This is a genomic window from Capnocytophaga cynodegmi, assembly GCF_002302475.1.
In the GTDB taxonomy this organism is placed as follows: Bacteria; Bacteroidota; Bacteroidia; order Flavobacteriales; family Flavobacteriaceae; genus Capnocytophaga; species Capnocytophaga cynodegmi.
The window spans coordinates 1246936-1265108 of the sequence record NZ_CP022378.1 but is presented as its reverse complement, the minus strand read 5'-3'; the positions used below and the strand labels follow the sequence as shown (position 1 = coordinate 1265108).

The following is an 18173-nucleotide window of genomic DNA, read 5'->3' as shown; positions in this document are numbered from 1 at the left end:
ACAAGATAGCTCTGTTGATTTTGAATATGTTCAAACAGAATATATTTATTCTGTAAATCAGCGAAAAACGCGTTATATTTTTTTGTTAAATTCCATAAATTATTCAAGTATATTACATAATTTTGTTACCTATTTAATTTTGAACCTATGGAGATTTTCTTTAATAAAGGGAAGCCATTTTTCTTGCTATGTGTTTTTATATTTTTCAATGCTTGTTTCCCTAAAAAGGAAGAAGTAAAAAAAGATGATTTAAAAAAAGAATATTCGGAAATACTAAATAGTTTTTCAAAAAGGGAGGATTCTTTGCAAATTATGCTTCATAAGCAAATTGATGCAAAGAATGATGTTGGTGTGATGTTATCATATAAGTATCTTGGAAAAAATCAGAGGGAAAATGCAAAGTTCTCTGAAGCGATTGAATCTCACCAAGAATATTTAGAACTTGCTTTAAAAATAAAGGATACAGTTGAAATTATTCAGGCATTCAATGATTTAGGTACTGATTTTAGACGCATAGGAGCAATGTCTGAGGCTTCAAACTACCATTACGAAGCGCTTCGATATGCTGATGCCTATTCTGATGTGAAAAATAGTGGTAGAAAAGCTCGTGTAGTGGCTTTAAATGGAATAGGAAATATTAGCCATCAGCTTGGCTATTTATCTGACGCTGAAAGATATTTTCGTGAAGCCCTTGCAGAAGAAACAGCATTGAAAAGCGACTTGGGACAGGCAATAAATTATGCGAATATCGGTTCTGTGTTTAGAAGTCGACAAGAATATGATTCCGCAAGAGTGTATTATCAACATTCATTGGAAAAGAATATTAAAGCTAATTCAGAAGTAGGTATAGGATTGTGCTACATTCATCTGGGAAATTTATATAGAATTGAAAAAAAATTCAATCTTGCAGAAAAGGAATATCAAAAGGCGTATGATTTAATGGAGAGTTTTGCAGACAAGTGGCACTGGCTTAATGCTTGTGTTGCTCTTGCAACCATATATCAGGAACAAGGTAGCTTTGAGAAATACACGAAATACGTTCAACTTGCTGAGAAAGTCGCAAACCAAATTGGGTCGATGGGGCATATTTCCGAGATAAATATGTTAAAATATAATCAGGCAATAAAACAACATAATTTCCGAGATGCACTAGAGAGTTACAAGAAAAGTATGGTAATGAGGGATAGTGTTCAGGGAATCAGAAATACAAATCATTATATGGATTTGCGTGTAAATTATGAAAGAGAACAAAATACACGCAGACTTAAGCAAGTTGAGGCTACAAATATTATAAAGGAAAGGGAAAAGCAATTCATATTGAAAATAACTTGGGCGATAATTTTGGTAAGTATACTTATATTAGGACTTTTATATTATGCGTATTATCAACGTGCGATGAGTAATCGCATACTCAAAAATCTTGAAAAAGCAAGAACAGACTTTTTTACAAATCTCACTCACGAGTTTAGAACGCCACTAACCGTAATTCAGGGGCTTAACCGTCAGTTACAAAACAGAAAAGACCTTTCCGAAAAAGAGAAATCAAAATTTATGGAGTCTATCGCTCGGCAAAGTAGCAATTTGCTCAATTTGGTTAATCAGTTATTGGATATTACAAAACTGAAAAGTGGAACCGAAAAACCAGAGTGGAAAAGGGACGATATTGTTCCTTACCTGCAAATGACGGCAGAAACTTTCCGACTATATGCTGAGGAAAGAAATATAAATCTGATTTTTTACACCGATGTAGCCAAACAAGAAATGGATTTTGTGCCTTTCTACATAGATAAAATAGTCGGTAATTTACTTTCCAATGCTATTAAACATACTGAAGATGGCGACAAGATTGATTTCATTGTGGTAAGAGGTTCAAAACCAAATACAATTATCATTCGTGTCATTGATAATGGAGAGGGAATTCCAAAAGAAGAATTAACAAACATTTTTGAGTTGTTTTATCAAAATCCGAATGCAAGAAATACTTCAGGAACGGGTATTGGGTTGGCGTTTACGAAAATGTTGGTTGAAAAGATGCACGGGAAAATTACTGTGGAAAGTGAACTTGGAAAAGGAACAACATTTAGTGTTACATTGCCACTGAGAAACAGAAATTTGAAAGATATTTCGAGTATAAAAACTATCAAAAAAGAATTAATGGCTCTTCCAAATACTCCAAAAGATGAAATTGAAGAAGAGGTAATAAATAGTGAGAGTGTAAAACATAGTGAATCACCTAAAATATTGGTTGTAGAGGATAATAAAGACGTAACCTTGTATATAAAGTCTTTATTAGAGGCAAATTACACTATTATTACAGCTAAAAATGGAAAAGAAGGTATAGAATTGGCTGAAAAATGTGTACCCGATTTGGTTATTACAGATGTGATGATGCCTATTAAAAATGGATATGAGTTATGTAAGGAAATGAAAGATAGTGTGTTATTAAATCATATACCTATCATTATGCTTACTGCAAAAACTTCGGAACAAGACCGTTTACAAGGTTTGAAATATGGAGTGGAAGCTTACATACAAAAACCCTTTTCCTCAAAAGAACTATTAGTTTGGGTAAAAAATATCTTGCAAAACAGAAAAGTATTGAAGGAGAAGTATTTAAGTATTATTGAAAGCGGGAATCCTCAACATCACTTACATAATGATGAAAACCTAAAATTTTTGCAGAAAGTAATTAAAATTATTCATTCTGAGATGAATAATCCTGATTTCAATGCCACTTTTGTAGCAGATAAAATGTCAATAAGTCCATCACAATTAAGCAGAAAACTCAATCAGATAACGGGATTTTCAACTTCTTCATATATTCTCAAGGTAAAACTTAATAAAGCCAAGAAAATGCTTCACGACACATCAATCACTTTAGGTGAAGTAGCAGACGTTTGCGGTTTCTATGATTCGAGTTATTTTTCGCGAGTGTTTAAAAAAGAATTTGGCATTACACCAAGTCAATATCAAAAAAATGTTGCAATGAATGTGAAGTAAATCAATATTATGAAGTATTTTTGTGTTTCATTCCATAAATCAAATATTTTTTATGATAACATTTAATTACGAAACTGAATTTGAGCTTCCTGAGCAAGAAACTGTTTTTCAAACGTGGATTGAAAAGATTATCGCTTCCGAAGAAAAGGAATTGGGTGAATTAAATTACATCTTTTGTGATGATAATTATTTGCACCAAATCAACATGCAATATCTTGACCACGATACACTTACCGATATTATTACTTTTGATTATACGGAAGAGCAAATCATTTCGGATATTTTTTATTCGGTAGACGGGTCGCAGAACGAAAAGATTTCAATGTTGATTTCCAAACCGAACTATTACGAGTGATGGCTCACGGGGTGTTGCATCTGTGTGGTTATAAAGACAAATCCGATGCTGAAAGTAAACAAATGCGAAGCAAAGAAGAGGAAAAAATGCAGTTATTTTGAAGGAAATACAACTTTTTAAACCAAATAACAATGAAAAAAGTAATTATTTTTTTAGCCGTAATGCTTTCATTTACTGCTTTTTCACAAGAGCAAAAGCATTCACATTTTTATTACCAACGTGCCGATTTTTTCGACAAATTTCCTATCACATCCAAAGATATTGTCTTTTTAGGCAATAGCATAACTAACGGATGCGAATGGGCGGAACTTTTCGGAAAGAAAAACATAAAAAACAGAGGAATTAGTGGCGATATTTCGCAAGGAGTTTATGAAAGATTGGACAATATCATAAACGGAAAACCCAAAAAAATATTTCTGCTGATTGGTGTCAATGATATTGCCCGAAAAATTCCGACAGCAACCACTTCACAAAACATTGAAAAAATTGTGATGAAAATCCAGCAAGTTTCTCCAAAAACGAAAATATATTTGCAAAGCATTCTGCCGGTAAATGCTGATTTTAAGATGTTTGAAAACCATCAACAACCTGAAAAAATACACGAGCTTAATGCCGAAATTCAGCGAATTTGTCAGAAATACAAAGTTACTTATGTGGATTTATATTCACATTTTATCCTACCGAACGCTGACAAACTAAAGCCTGAATACACCAACGATGGACTTCATCTAATGGCGGAAGGATATTTACTGTGGAAGAAAATCATTATGCCTTATTTGTAAAGAGGTTAAGTGATTAGAAATCAATAACATCTTTAGAGCTTAGTTCTTTTTCTCCAAATTATTGTATTTTTGCAACCATTTGTAAAGTAATTAATACAATTTTTTGAAAAGAATTGTCTTTAACTAAGTTCACACTGATAAAACGTCTGTATCGCTGAGCATAGTCGAAGCGTTGCGGACGTTTTATCAAACTAATTGGGGTTTAGGGTTGAGTCAAATTTTAATCGCACTAACAAAAAGAGAGAATTTGCCCTTATCTTAATTGAAAAAAACTCTCAGAATACTTTAAAAATTAATCTGTCAATATCAAAAAATCGAAGAGTGAGTCCAAAAAGAGTTTCATTGAGTATAAAAATCACTCCGTTGAGTTGATAAAAACTAAAAGTGAGCTTAAAAAGTATTATAGAATCCAAAAAATAGTAATAATATATTAAAAACACGTGTAAATAAGTCAAATAACCTAAAAAAATAAAACGAAATCACTAAAATGCATAAAGTATTAAGCAAAAAAACTCAAAAATCACAATTATCTATTGCCTAATGCCTTTTGCTCAAAGCCAAATAGAAATATGTTTCAAGAAAAATATGACGTTATCGTAGTGGGTGGCGGACACGCAGGAGCCGAAGCCGCTGCTGCCGCTGCCAATATGGGAGCAAAAACTTTGCTCATCACAATGCAATTGCAGAATATCGCACAGATGTCGTGCAACCCAGCGGTGGGGGGCATCGCCAAGGGCAAATCGTTCGTGAGATTGATGCCTTGGGTGGATATACAGGTATCATTACCGACAAAACCGCCATTCAGTTCAAAATGCTCAACCAATCGAAAGGTCCTGCAATGTGGAGCCCCCGAGCTCAAAGCGACCGAATGCGATTTGCCGAAGAATGGCGTCTGCAACTCGAACGATTGCCCAATCTCGACTTCTATCAGGATATGGTTTCCGACCTCATTATCGAAAATCATCAGGTAAAAGGCGTAAAAACCTCTTTGGGAATTCCTATTTATTCCAAATCGGTGATTCTTACTAATGGAACTTTCTTAAATGGAGTTATTCATATCGGAATGAAGCAGTTAGGAGGTGGAAGAGCCGGTGAAAAGGCTTCCAAAGGGATTACCGAATGCCTTGTTTCTCACGGATTTGAGTCAGGAAGAATGAAAACAGGAACACCTCCGCGAGTGGATAGCCGTTCGCTTGATTATTCCAAAATGATTCCGCAACCCGGCGATGAAAATCCGGAGAAATTTTCCTTTTCGGAAGAAACACAACCGCTTCAAATTCAGAAAGATTGTTATATGACCTACACCAGCGAGGAAGTACACGACTTGCTCCGCACAGGATTTGACCGCTCACCGATGTTCAATGGGGCAATCCAAGGCGTTGGTCCACGTTATTGTCCTTCGATTGAGGATAAAATCAACCGATTTGCCGACAAAGACCGTCATCAAATCTTCGTGGAACCCGAAGGTTGGAACACGGTGGAAGTGTACGTAAACGGATTTTCAACATCGCTTCCAGAGGAAGTTCAGTTTGAAGCAATGCGAAAAATAGAAGGCTTTGAAAATGTGAAGTTTTTCCGCCCAGGGTACGCCATTGAATACGATTATTTTCCGCCGACACAACTCAAACACACATTAGAGACAAAACTTGTTGAAAATCTATATTTTGCAGGTCAAATCAACGGAACTACAGGTTACGAAGAAGCTGCCGCACAAGGAATTATGGCAGGAATAAATGCCGTACAGAAAATTCGTGATCAAGAGCCTTTTATTCTGAAACGAAATGAGGCTTACATCGGTGTTTTGATTGATGATTTAATCACCAAAGGAACGGAAGAACCCTACCGAATGTTCACCTCACGAGCAGAATATCGTACTCTTTTGCGACAAGACAACGCCGATGCACGACTTACGCCACTTGGTTTCTCATTAGGATTGGCATCGCAAAAACGAATGGACGTTTTGGAAAGAAAACAAGCAAAGACCAATGCATTTGTTGATTTCTTTAAGGAAACGAGTATCAAACCTGAAGAAGCGAACCCGATTTTGGAAAAATACGACTCGTCTCCAATGAAACAAGGCGACAAGATGTTCAAAGTACTTTCGCGTCCGAACATTACCATCGCCGATTTGCAACAATTGGAGAGCGTAAAATCATTCGTGGAAGCCAATGAAATTGATAAAGAAATCATTGAACAAACGGAAATTGAGGTAAAATACGCAGGATACATTGAAAAAGAAAAGAACAACGCCGACAAACTTAACCGCTTGGAAGACATTCGCATACCTGAAAACTTCAATTACGATAAACTGACTTCTATTTCGTTTGAATCTCGCGAAAAGCTGAAAAAAATCCGCCCAACAACCCTTTCGCAAGCCTCACGTATCAGCGGCGTTTCCCCAGCAGATATTAGTATTTTGTTGGTTTATATGGGGAGGTAATATTTGTGAATATTAAGAAAAAACTATATTCTTACAAAAGCATTAGTACATCAAATAGTGCTATATCTGTAAACATAATTTTTAATTGAAGAGTGTAAAATTTCAATGTATATAGAATTTACTTTCTTTTAGTTTGTTGTGTGGTACTTGGACTCTTTTTGATTACAAGTAAAAGTTCTTTTAGATGTTGCAGATGCTAAAAAACAATTTAATTTATTAATCTACCAAAAAATAATTATGCATATTCTTAAAATCATTCACGGCTATCCGCCAAATTATAATGCTGGTTCAGAGGTGTATAGTCAATCTATTTGTAATGAACTTTCTAAACATCACAAGGTTTCCGTTTTTACACGAGAGGAAAATTTATATGCTCCTTGTTTCAGTATTCGTGAGCAAAAGATAAACGAAAACCTAACGCTTTATTTAATAAATAACCCGCAGGGCAAAGATGGTTATCGCCATAAGCAAATGGATGATAAATTTGCTGAACTTGTCAAAGAACTCAATCCTGATATTGCTCATGTAGGTCACGTAAATCATCTTTCTACAGGTTTGATTGACGAATTGAATAAAGTTCAAATTCCCATTGTATACACACTTCACGATTTTTGGCTGATGTGTCCGCGTGGGCAATTTTTAACACGGAGTATTGGTAAGGTCAATAATTTTCAAGTTTGTGAAAAACAGGATGACACAAAATGTGCAACAGACTGTTACCGTGTTTATTTCAGTGGAAAAGAAGATAACGAAAATTTGGATATAGAGAATTGGACTCATTGGGTACATCAGCGAATGGAAGAAACAAAAGCCATCATTGACAAGGTTGATTTGTTCATAGCTCCTGCTCATTATCTGAGAGATAGATTCATCAATGATTTTGAAGTTCCAAGTCATAAAATAATTTATTTAGATTACGGATTTCCAACGGGATACCTTTTGCCTACAGCAAAATCAAAAGAAAAAATCAATTATACTTTTGGTTACATTGGAACGCATATTCCTGCAAAAGGTGTAAATCTGTTAATTGAAGCCTTTAAACAACTTGAAACAGAAGCCACATTAAAGATTTTCGGCAGACCTAACGGACAAAGTACCAATGCTCTGAAAGAATTGGCTTCTACTTCAAAAAATAAAATAGAATTTTTAGGGGAATATATGAATCAAAATTTGACAAATTTGGTTTTTGCTAATGTTGATTGTATCGTAGTTCCAAGTATTTGGGGCGAAAATTCTCCACTTGTCATTCACGAAGCTCAGGCTTGTAAAGTACCTGTAATTACGGCTGATTTTGGCGGTATGCGGGAATACGTCCAACACAATGTAAACGGACTTCTGTTCAAACATCGCGATGTCAGCTCATTAGCAGAGCAATTAAAATACGCAGTGGCAAATCCTGAAAAAATGCAACGATTGGGAAAAAAAGGCTATTTGTTTTCACCTGATGGAAGTGTTCCTGATATTCAAAACCATTGTAGAGAATTAGAACAAATCTACAGCAAATTTATTTCAGATGAAAGTATATAAACTTTGGCGTGTTACGCTTGACACAAACCCAGAAGATTGCAATTTAAGTTGCACTATGTGTGAAGAACATAGCCCATTTTCAACTTATATCAAAGAAAAACTCAACGGAAAACACCGAAGAATGCCCAAAGAGTGGTTAGAACCCATTTTTGAACAAGCCAAAAAAATAGGCATAACCGAAATGATTCCTTCCACAATGGGTGAGCCTTTGATATACAAGCATTTCGCTGATTTTGTAGCCCTGTGTTACAAATATGATATAAAAATGAACCTGACAACCAACGGCACATTTCCACGAACAACCGAAAAAAGCGTTACCGAATGGGCAAAGCTCATCGTTCCGATTACTACCGATGTAAAGATAAGTTGGAATGGTGCAACGGCAGAAACCTCACAAAAAGTAATGCTCAAAATTGATTTCAATCAAGCCGTTGAAAACGTTAAAGAGTTTATCCGTATTAGATACGAACATTTTGCTGAAACGGGCTATTATTGTCGTGTTACATTTCAGCTGACATTTATGCAGAACAATATGCACGAATTGGCTGACATTGTAAAATTAGCCGCAGAGCTTGGCGTGGATAGAGTCAAAGGGCATCAACTTTGGACGCATTTTGACGAAATAAAACATCTGTCAATGAAAGCTACATCGGAAAGCATATCAAAATGGAACGAATATGTAAAACAGGCTCACCAAGCACAAGAAAAATACCGCAAAGCCAACGGAGAAAAGATAATATTAGAGAATATCGTTCCTTTGCAAGAGAACGAAAACATCGAAATTCCAGAGAGTTATGATTGTCCGTTTTTGGAAAAAGAACTTTGGATTTCTGCAACGGGCAATATTTCCCCTTGCTGTGCCCCTGATGAAAAACGGCAAACATTAGGAAATTTCGGAAACATTCAAAACACAAGTATCCAAGAGGTATTGCAAAGCGATATTTATCAAAACCTTGTGAAAAATTACAAAAAAATTGATTTGTGCAGAACTTGTAATATGAGAAAAATATGATACAAAAAGAAATAACTTTCGTTTCGGGGTTATATTTTTATACAAGAAAAGGTAAGACAAACTATCCGACTATAGTGCCTGAGATAGAACAATCCTTAGAAATAAATACTTGGTATAAAGACAAGTTAATTTGTTATGCAGACTCAATAGATATGGCTAAAATACTGCAAAATAAAGAGTTATATGTTCATAAAGTTTTTGATGATGCCCCAAAAGATATTATTTATGACTCTGCTCATAAAATGAAACATTGGATTATGCTAAACGCTGTAAAAGAATTCAAAGATGTTGTGTGGATAGATTGGGATACATATTCTGTGAAGTCAATTGATGACTTTTTCTATAACAAATGTTTTGATTCTAACGTGCCTAAATTTACCTTCATTGAAAATTATTGGGCCGTTGTGAATTGTGCGGTTTATTATTTGAATGAAGATTATATTCCTCTGATGGAGCGAAGTTTTCAATCGGTTGTTTCTGAACCTAATGACGAATTGTTATGGAAATCTGTTTTACCTGAAAATATTTGCTCTTTACCGCATTTTTGGCTAAATGATTTGGTAATAAACATTTGGGACGAAAGTGATTTTAATCAAGTAACAGATAATACTTATTTTTTACATTTGAAGAATTTTGAAATGTTAAAACAAAATAGTAAATATAGGGAAAGATTTCATTGAAAAAACATCTAACTTTAGCTTTAATAATAGACAGTATCTACAATTTTTATAAAGCATAAAAAATGAAACAATTAGAAATTATCAAAAAAATAAATTCTTCATTTAAAGAGATTGAGGGGATAAAAACAGCCCTACTCATTGGTTCTTTTGCTAGAAAGGAAGCAACGGTAAAATCAGATGTAGATTATTCGATTTGGATTGATGAAAAATTGTTTAATGCAGCGGCTCTTGGTAAAAAAATGGAGGAAATCTTTCCTTCTGCATTGAAAATTTTACAAAATAACTTACGAAACAGAATTGTAATCTATTTTGAAGATTGTCCAAGGGCTGAAATCGTTTGGTACAAAAATCTTTCTGAGATTGATAAAAACTTTTTAGGCTCAGAAATAACAGACATAAATGACAGCATTATTTATGTTTTTTCTGATTTACAGGAAGATGTAAAAAGTTACCTGAAAAAAATATCTGATGAAAAACAGGCAATTTTACCAAAAAAAGACATCATCACAAAGGTCAAAAACCTCACTGATAATTTTTTGTACGAATTTGAAACCACCTCTAACCTACACAGCCGAAGAGATTCGTATCGTTTTTATTTTCACTATAATATAGCTTTACAAATGGCTGTTCAGCTCAATTATTTGTCGTTAGGAAACACCAAACATCATTATTTACCGAAACATTTTTCGATGTTAATGACTGGTGAAAAATTTTTAGAAAAACTAAACGCCACAACCAATCTTGAAAGAGCCAATGATAAAAAACGATTCTTATTAGATTTTTTCTATGCCGCTCTTGAAAGATTGAATATTCATTCTGAGCAAGAAATAAATGAAATTAAAAGTTTTTTAGAAACTATTTACAAACGCGATTATCTATGGAATTTCAGAGATATTAGCCTGTATAACAATCGAATAAAAGAGGGAGTTATTTACAGAACGGCTACTTTAACGCTATTTCAAAAACAATCTTTTTTTGATGAATTATTGAAAGAAAAAAACATCAAAACTATTATTGATTTACGTGCCGACCGAGAATTATTAGATGAAAATTTACGTTATAACGAAAATTCTTTAAAAAAAATCAATTATTGTTGGACTCCTTTCGACCCTTGGAAACAAACAGATTATTTTAAAGAAAATTTTCACTATGGAACGGATACTCAAATTGCTTATCGGTTTTTTGCGGTAGAAGGCAAATCTTCTATAAAAAAGGCAATTGAAGCTATTTTAGCTGAAAATCAGTCTGTAGCGATTCATTGTTTTGCAGGAAAAGACAGAACAGGAGCTTTTGTGTCTCTCTTGCACTTGCTTTCGGAAGCTGACAAAGAAACCATTTATACGGACTATCTGGCAACAGAAGTTGATACTAACAAAAATAAAATAGACGCTTTTTTAGAAATTATTGAAAAAGAAGGAGGCATTATTCCTTATCTAAGAAGTTGTAGTCTATCTGACAAACAAATTCAAAAATTGAAGCAAAAAATATTAAAAAATGAGTAAACCAACTCTGGCAATATACGGAATAAAAGATCGCAACGATTTTATGTATCCAGAATTTACACACGATCATAATCTTTGCCTTATGCAAAACGGAAAAATTTTGCAATATTTACAGTTGGAAAGGCTCACAAGACGAAAATACGACAATCGTTTGGACTTATTTTTAGAAGATCTAATTGAAAATAAACAAATAGATTTGCCTGATGAATTTGATTTTGTTAGCATTAATTCATTTGTAGGTAATGCTTTTATATCTAAAAATGGGCGATTTAGGTTTGAGTCGTCCATAGAAACAGATTTATCAACCGATTTACAAAAAGGCTTTTTTACCTATCAGCATAATTTGAGGGGAAGTAAAGAAATAAACGCCTACAATTGCCCTCACGAATTGGCACATATATTCTCTTGCCTTCCATTTTTTGGAAAATTTAAAGAAAATAGTTTACTCATTTCGCTTGATGGTGGTTCAAGCCTTGGTAATTTTTCGGCTTTTCATTACAAAACAGGGAAAATGAATCTAATAGAATGCCATTGGGAATTGGGTTATCTCTCCAAATTTTTTAACGATAACGCCCTGTCTTTTCAGATTTTGGGAGCTAAACCAAGCGAACATTGCAGTGTGCCAGGTAAGCTTATGGGGTATGCAAGTTTTGGTAATTATGATTTAAAAATAGAAAATTGGTTAAAAGAACATCATTATTTCAGAACAACTTGGAATAATCAAGAGGTCATTTTTAATTCCATTGAAAAAACATTCGGAATTAAAATTGATAATTTTGATACTAAAAATCCTTTCTTTCAAAATGTGGCTGCAACTTTCCAATATATTTTTGAAAGAGATATTATTCTGAAGATAAGAAACTTGCAAAATAAAACCCAAGCCGAATACTTATATTACAGTGGAGGCTGTGCGTTAAACATTGTTACTAATTCAAAAATTGTAGAAAACCATTTTTTTAAAGATGTCTTTATCCCTCCTTGTTGCAATGATAGCGGACTGAGTGTAGGAGCTGCCACTTTTTTAGAGTGGAAAAAAGGTAATGAAATTCATCTGCATTCTCCTTACTTAAACAATGTAGGAATACGCTCTTCTAAAAATAAAATTACACAAAAAACAATAGAGCAAACAGCAGAAATAATTATGCAAAAAGGTGTAATAGCCGTATGTAACGATAATGCCGAAGTAGGTCCAAGAGCATTAGGAAACAGAAGTATGTTAGCTTTGGCAAATGACAAAGAAATTGCTCAAAAATTAAGTGTAGATATAAAAAAACGCGAATGGTATCGTCCCGTTGCTCCTATTATGTTGGAAAAAGTATTTCAAAAAGTTACAACTCAAAAAATGAATCACTTAGCAAAATATATGTTGCTAGATTTTACTATAAAGAAAGATTTTGAAAACGATTTATGCGGAGTAACTCATGTAAACAAAACGGCACGAATTCAAGTAATTTCAAAACAAGAAGATAATCCATTTATTTTCAAATTATTAAGTTATTTATACGAAAAATACAATGTTTTAGCGTTGATTAACACTTCTTTCAATACCCAAGGAGAGCCTATCGTTCATACATCGGAAAACGCACTACAATCAGCCAAACAAATGAAATTACAAGCAGTTGTAATTAATAATACACTACATAAATTATAAAAAATAATGAATTGGAAAGAAATAAAAGTATCTACAAGAGCCACACATTTTCTTTATGAAGGAGAACTAATTTTTGGCAGAAAGTTTATAGAAGTTTTAAAATTTCACTCACCAGGATTAGCTCCTGTTTTGGACGATTCGGGAGCTTACCACATTGACGCAAATGGAGACGAACTTTACTCAAATCGTTATTTACGTACTTTCGGGTATTATTGTAATAGAGCATCAGTTGTTGATGAATACAACCAGTGGTTTCATATAAATGAAATAGGAGAAAGAATCTATCCAAAATCATATTTATGGACAGGAAATTATCAAGAGAATTTGTGCGTTGTAAGAGATGAAAACGGACACTATTTTCATATCAATTTAAATGGAAATCGAATCTATAAAGAAAATTATCGATATGTAGGCGATTTTAAAGACAACGTGGCGTGTGTGAAATTACCAAATGGATATTTTAAACATATTGATATAGAAGGAAATTATATCAATGATAAACAATTTCTTGATCTAGGAGTATTTCATAAAAACTTTGCGACAGCAAAGGATGAAAAGGGTTGGTTCCATATTGATAAGCAGGGGAGTGAATTATACAAAGAACGTTATTTAATAATAGAGCCTTTTTACAATGGTTTTGCTTTAGCTGAAAAGTTTGGAGGGGAAAAGATAATAATCAACGAAAAAGGTAAGAAAGTAATCGAAGTATAGAATATTATCGTTAATAATATTTCCGAAACATAAATGTCTTGCTCTTAACATAGGATTGACACTCAATAAGTAATGATTATTTTACTTATATATTTCTTGATAACAAGCATATAAGACAACAAATATGATTTCTATTTACAAGGAAAAACTACAAGAAGCAATTATCAAATATAAAAAACTGACTAAAAAATACAATTTTATAAGTTTTTTAAGGCTCGTTGTTGCGGTATCTGCTATTGTTTTGATTTACTTTTGTTTTCAAAATTTCGATGTAAAATCTGTTTTGAGTTCTATTTTTTCAGTAGTTTTATTCTTATTTCTTGTTATTTGGCACAAAAAAGTTTCTTTTTCTCGAAAATTAGAGAAATCTAAGATAGAAATCAACACAGATGAAATCCGTTTTTTGGAAAATAATGAGTATTTTTCAGATAATGGGGTTGAATTTCAGGAGGAATCACATTCGTATGCGTATGATTTGGATATTTTTGGTGAAAAATCTGTATTTCATCATATTAACCGAGCAAAAACATTTCTTGGTAAAAAGTATTTGGCTTCTTACTTTTTAAATCCTAAATTGAATAATATTGTTGAAAATCAACAAAGTATCTCTGAGTTGTCCGAAAAAATTGATTGGAGACAACATTTTTCTGCATTAACATCACAGGTGAATGATTCTGCTGATTTTTACGAAAATATCAAAAGTTGGACTCAAAAAAAGCAAACTTCTTTTCCGAAATGGATACAAATTTTTACTTTTATATCTCCTTTATTATTAATGACTTGTGTTATTTTAGGATTTGTTTCGGAAACATTTTCATTTCATAATTGGGCAAAATTACTATTTCTGATTAATTTAATAATTTTTGGTTACATATTCGGAGTTATTCAACGTAACAAAATAAGTTTTGAAGGAGCTTATAAAATTTTGTATTCATATAAGAAAAGTATTGTTTTTATTGAAAATTCAAACTTTGAGTCAGGAAAATTGACTAAAATTCAGCGGAAATTACTTCAGAATAAAGAAAAAACAAGTGTTTTGATTCAAAAATTATCCAATTTGTTAGATGATTTGGATAATTTAGGGAATGTTTTGGTGTCAATTCCGCTAAATTGCTTCACTTTTTATCATTTTCATACGTATTCTCGATTAATTCGTTGGAAAAATCAGTATGCAAGTCAAATACAAGATTGGTTAGATGTTGTCGGGGAAATGGAAGCATTTATTAGCTTTGCCAACTTTAAATATAACAATCCGAAGTATGTTTTTCCAGAAATAAATTCAGATTACCAAATATATTTTGAGGAAGTAGGTCATCCACTTATTGTTGAAAAACAAAGAGTTACAAATTCTGTGTCTTTCACCGAAAACTCGTTTGTAATTTTAACGGGCTCAAATATGTCAGGAAAAAGTACTTTTTTACGGACTTTGGGTGTAAATATGCTTTTAACGGCAGTTGGTTTGCCCGTTTGTGCTAAAAGAGCAGTCGTTCATCCTATGAACATATTGGTTTCTATGCGGTTATCCGATTCTCTGAATGACGGAAAATCGTATTTTTTTGCTGAAATACGCCGAATTCAGACAATTATACAAAAGCTTGAAAATCAAATTTGTTTTGTACTTTTAGACGAGCTTTTGAGAGGAACAAATTCAGAAGATAAACAATTGGGAACCATTAAGATAATTGAGAAAATTATTTCACTGAAAGCTTTTGGGGTTGTCGCTACGCACGATATTGAGGTGTGTCAACTTGCTAAAAAATATCCGCAAATTATTCAAAATAAATGTTTTGAAGTAGAAATTGAAAATGATGAACTCCATTTTGATTATAAAATCAGAGATGGTGTCTGCCAAAACAAAAATGCCACTTTTTTAATGAAAAAAATAGGAATAATTGATTAAGGACGCTTATCTGATTTTGTAAGAAATATTTTCTAAATTCTGTTTTGTAAAATAGAATTGTTATAAATAGTGGTTTTTATTGCGAAAATTTCAATTGTTAAAATATGTTGTTTTGTGTTGGTTTTCTAATAGTTGAGTGGTTTATTTAGGAAAAAGGAATTTTGTAAAACACAACTTTAACAAAATGACAAATAGTTTGAAGTGATTAATAGAATAATAAAATAATCATTTAATTGAATATCTTTTATTTGATAAAAACATTTCATATCTTTGCGAGTACATAAAATCAAAAGAATTTATTTATGGCATTTGATATTGAAATGATAAAAAAAGTGTATGAGCGTATGCCTGAACGAGTAACTAAAGCTCGTGAATTAGTAGGACGTCCGCTTACACTTACTGAGAAAATCCTTTACTCTCATCTTTGGGACGGAACACCTGAAAAAGCCTACGAGCGTTCAAAGGATTATGTGGATTTTGCTCCCGACCGAATTGCTTGTCAGGACGCAACTGCCCAAATGGCTTTATTGCAGTTTATGCACGCTGGAAAATCAAAAGTTGCAGTTCCTACAACCGTACATTGCGATCACCTCATTCAAGCAAAAGTAGGTGCGGAGAAGGATTTACAAGTTGCTAATGAACAATCAAAAGAAGTTTTTGATTTTCTTTCTTCAGTATCAAATAAATATGGTATTGGTTTTTGGAAGCCAGGAGCAGGAATTATCCACCAAGTGGTTTTAGAAAATTATGCCTTCCCTGGCGGAATGATGATTGGAACAGATTCGCATACGCCTAATGCTGGCGGACTTGGCATGCTAGCCATTGGAGTAGGAGGTGCCGATGCCGTAGATGTGATGGCAGGAATGGCGTGGGAGCTTAAATTTCCAAAAATCATTGGAGTAAAACTTACAGGTAAACTCAGCGGTTGGACAGCTCCTAAAGACATCATTTTGCGTGTTGCCGATATTCTTACTGTTAAAGGTGGAACTGGGGCTATACTCGAATATTTTGGTGAAGGAGCAAAAGCCATTTCCTGTACTGGTAAAGGAACTATTTGTAATATGGGAGCCGAAATCGGTGCAACAACGTCTACTTTTGGGTATGATGATTCAATGAGAAGATACTTACGTGCCACAGGGCGTGAAGATGTGGTTCTTGAAGCTGATAAAATTGCTGAACATCTTACAGCTGATGCTGAGGTATATGCAAATCCTGAAAAATATTTCGACCAATTAATTGAGATAAATCTTTCTGAATTAGAGCCATATATCAACGGGCCTTTTACACCAGATAGAGGAACACCAGTTTCAAAAATGAAAGAAGTTGCCATTGAAAATGGTTGGCCTCTGAAAGTGGAGTGGGGACTTATTGGTTCGTGTACCAATTCTTCGTATGAAGATATGACACGTGCGGTTTCCATTGTAAAACAGGCTCTGGAATTGGGAATTACGCCAAAGGCAGAATTCGGAATTAATCCAGGCTCGGAACAAATTAGATATACCATTGAGCGTGATGGAATTATAGATGCTTTTGAAAAGATGGGAACAAAAGTATTTACCAACGCTTGTGGTCCTTGTATTGGGCAATGGGACAGAGAAGGTGCTGATAAGCAAGAAAAAAACACTATTGTGCATTCTTTCAACCGTAATTTTGCCAAACGAGCAGACGGAAATCCTAATACACACGCTTTTGTAACTTCACCAGAAATGGTTGCAGCATTAGCAATTTCAGGGAGATTAGATTTTAATCCAATAACAGATAAGCTGCTGAATGACAAAGGAGAAGAGGTAATGTTTAAACCTCCTTTTGGTGAAGAACTTCCAACTAAAGGTTTTGAAGTTGATGACCCAGGTTATCAATCTCCTGCGGCAGATGGTTCAGCAGTACAAGTTGTGGTGCGTCCTGATTCTCAACGTTTGCAATTGCTTGAGCCTTTCCCTGCTTGGGACGGAAAAAATATTACAGGAGCAAAATTGCTTATCAAAGCTGAAGGAAAATGTACTACTGACCATATTTCGATGGCAGGACCTTGGTTACGTTTCCGTGGGCATTTGGATAATATTTCAAATAATATGCTTATTGGAGCATTAAATGCTTTCAATTCGAAAACAAATTCGGTAAAAAATCAGCTTACAGCAGCATATGGCGAAGTGCCAGCGGTCCAACGTCAGTACAAAGCCAACAATATTCCGACTATCGTGGTAGGTGACCATAACTACGGCGAAGGTTCATCACGTGAACACGCAGCAATGGAACCTCGTCATTTGGGAGTGAGAGCCGTTTTGGTGAAATCCTTTGCTCGAATTCACGAAACGAACTTGAAAAAACAAGGAATGCTTGCCTTAACATTTGCTAATGAAGGAGATTATGATAAAATTCAAGAAGATGATACAATTAACTTTTTGGATTTGACTGAATTTGCTCCAAACAAACCTTTGCATTTGGAGTTTGTTCACGCTGACGGAACAAAAGATATTATCGTGGCAAATCATACTTACAACGATAGCCAAATTGAGTGGTTCAAGGCTGGAAGTGCTTTAAATTTGATAGCTGCCAATGCAAAATAGTAAGAAAGTGAAATAGAAATAATTTGAAAAAGCTGGTAAATATTTA

The 18173-nt window shown here is 33.8% G+C and carries 10 protein-coding genes and 2 pseudogenes; all 12 read left to right on the top strand.

What is annotated here, in order from left to right:
* Positions 1-147 precede the first annotated feature (147 nt).
* The 12 genes and pseudogenes from CGC48_RS05605 to CGC48_RS05550 all read left to right on the top strand — a co-directional run bounded on the left by CGC48_RS05605 (position 148) and on the right by CGC48_RS05550 (position 18127).
* On the top strand, positions 148-3000 hold the full coding sequence (locus CGC48_RS05605) for a hybrid sensor histidine kinase/response regulator transcription factor (RefSeq protein ID WP_098028797.1): 2853 nt from the start codon (positions 148-150) through the stop codon (positions 2998-3000).
* 52 nt (positions 3001-3052) lie between these two features.
* A pseudogene (gene ybeY, locus CGC48_RS05600) lies at positions 3053-3456 on the top strand (rRNA maturation RNase YbeY).
* A 30-nt stretch (positions 3457-3486) separates the two neighbouring features.
* Positions 3487-4137: a GDSL-type esterase/lipase family protein gene (locus CGC48_RS05595; RefSeq protein ID WP_098028796.1), complete on the top strand. Its 651-nt coding sequence runs from the start codon at positions 3487-3489 to the stop codon at positions 4135-4137.
* Positions 4138-4706: 569 nt separating this feature from the next.
* Positions 4707-6577: pseudogene (mnmG, locus tag CGC48_RS05590) on the top strand (tRNA uridine-5-carboxymethylaminomethyl(34) synthesis enzyme MnmG).
* A 237-nt stretch (positions 6578-6814) separates the two neighbouring features.
* Positions 6815-8104, top strand: a complete 1290-nt coding sequence (locus tag CGC48_RS05585) for a glycosyltransferase (RefSeq protein ID WP_098028795.1) — start codon at positions 6815-6817, stop codon at positions 8102-8104.
* Positions 8091-9116 carry a radical SAM protein gene (locus tag CGC48_RS05580; protein WP_098028794.1) on the top strand — a complete coding sequence of 342 codons (1026 nt, stop codon included), beginning with the start codon at positions 8091-8093 and terminating at the stop codon, positions 9114-9116. Before CGC48_RS05585 ends, CGC48_RS05580 begins: the two co-directional genes overlap by 14 nt.
* Positions 9113-9796, top strand: coding sequence for a hypothetical protein (locus CGC48_RS05575; RefSeq protein WP_098028793.1), 684 nt, complete (start codon positions 9113-9115; stop codon positions 9794-9796). Before CGC48_RS05580 ends, CGC48_RS05575 begins: the two co-directional genes overlap by 4 nt.
* 62 nt (positions 9797-9858) lie before the next feature.
* Positions 9859-11298 carry a tyrosine-protein phosphatase gene (locus CGC48_RS05570; protein WP_098028792.1) on the top strand — a complete coding sequence of 480 codons (1440 nt, stop codon included), beginning with the start codon at positions 9859-9861 and terminating at the stop codon, positions 11296-11298.
* On the top strand, positions 11291-12949 hold the full coding sequence (locus CGC48_RS05565) for a carbamoyltransferase C-terminal domain-containing protein (RefSeq protein WP_098028791.1): 1659 nt from the start codon (positions 11291-11293) through the stop codon (positions 12947-12949). The genes CGC48_RS05570 and CGC48_RS05565 overlap by 8 nt, the downstream gene beginning before the upstream one ends.
* A 6-nt stretch (positions 12950-12955) precedes the next feature.
* Positions 12956-13660: a methyltransferase gene (locus CGC48_RS05560; RefSeq protein ID WP_098028790.1), complete on the top strand. Its 705-nt coding sequence runs from the start codon at positions 12956-12958 to the stop codon at positions 13658-13660.
* A 124-nt stretch (positions 13661-13784) separates the two neighbouring features.
* Positions 13785-15560 carry a MutS-related protein gene (locus CGC48_RS05555; protein ID WP_098028789.1) on the top strand — a complete coding sequence of 592 codons (1776 nt, stop codon included), beginning with the start codon at positions 13785-13787 and terminating at the stop codon, positions 15558-15560.
* A 302-nt stretch (positions 15561-15862) separates the two neighbouring features.
* Positions 15863-18127: an aconitate hydratase gene (locus CGC48_RS05550; RefSeq protein ID WP_098028788.1), complete on the top strand. Its 2265-nt coding sequence runs from the start codon at positions 15863-15865 to the stop codon at positions 18125-18127.
* The last annotated feature ends 46 nt before the right edge of the window (positions 18128-18173 follow it).